The sequence below is a fragment of the Flexithrix dorotheae DSM 6795 genome (assembly GCF_000379765.1).
GTDB classification, from domain to species: Bacteria; Bacteroidota; Bacteroidia; order Cytophagales; family Flammeovirgaceae; genus Flexithrix; species Flexithrix dorotheae.
The window spans coordinates 17,732-18,789 of sequence record NZ_KB903482.1 but is presented as its reverse complement, the minus strand read 5'-3'; the positions used below and the strand labels follow the sequence as shown (position 1 = coordinate 18,789).

Genomic DNA, 1,058 nt, shown 5'->3' with positions numbered 1-1,058 from the left:
AGGTCAAACAACTCCCACTCAGGAGGAACAGGATCGTATTCGGTTTGGCCCAATGGCAAACCATAAAAATAAATCAGTTTAAATTCCGGGGTTCGAATCCCATAATGTGCGGTCACATCTCTGTGCAGTAAATGTTGCCAGTAGTGGTAATACATGGATTTCCGCCAATTTTCAGGGGTTTCTCCCTTTAGTAAGGGCACAATACTTTCTCCTTGCATTTCCTTAGGAACTTCTCCTTTTCCCAAATCGATTAAGGTTGGGGCAAAATCCGGGTTAATCACAAAATCTTTATTTACCGCTCCTTTTTGGATCATTTTTGGATANCGAATNATTAATGGCATTCTCAGGGATTCATCATACATNAATCNTTTNCTGAAAAANCCATGTTCNCCNAAAAAATGTCCCTGGTCAGNNGTGTACACNACAATCGTATTTTCATCCAAACCATTTTCCTTCAAAAATGCCATCAGCTTTCCTACATTTTCATCTANCACNCTTCCACANTGCANNAAGGCTTTGATATATTGTTGATAAATATANNNTCTCTGTTCCATTTCACTTGCGCCTTCCAGTCTGGTGTGGGGAAAGGTCCCCTGATTTATTTTCTCCAATACAAGAGTTGTTCGCTGAGCAGCTTCAGACATNGCTTGATGATCATCAAAAAGATTGGCTGGCTCTGGCAGGTCAATGTTTTGAAACANNGTATCATAGGGTGGTCTTGAGGCCCAGGGATCATGGGTAGTTTTGTACTGACACATCACAAAAAANGGNTTGTCCTTNTCNCNGTGAGTGATAAAGTCCTTAGTCATGTCGGTGATCACATCGGTAGACCATCCCTTATAAGTCACCAGGGTGTCCTGATCATTCTCCACAAATTGCGGATCAAGGTATCTACCCTGTTTCTTTAGTACTTTGTAGGCATCGAAACCTGTCGGCTGTGTGCCCAGGTGCCATTTCCCAAAAACAGCAGTCTGGTAACCTGCGGCTTGTAAAACCTTGCTGGAAGTTACCTGGGCTGTATCAAAAGGCTGATTGAGACAGTAAACCCCATTTTCATG

At 42.5% G+C, this 1,058-nt stretch carries 1 protein-coding gene; it reads right to left on the bottom strand.

Features of this window, described 5'->3' with window-relative positions; all coding sequences use genetic code 11:
* Positions 1–947, bottom strand: a 947-nt coding sequence (locus A3EM_RS44445) for a sulfatase/phosphatase domain-containing protein (protein ID WP_425402079.1), incomplete at its 3' end; no start/stop codon positions are given.
* Positions 948–1,058 lie beyond the last annotated feature (111 nt).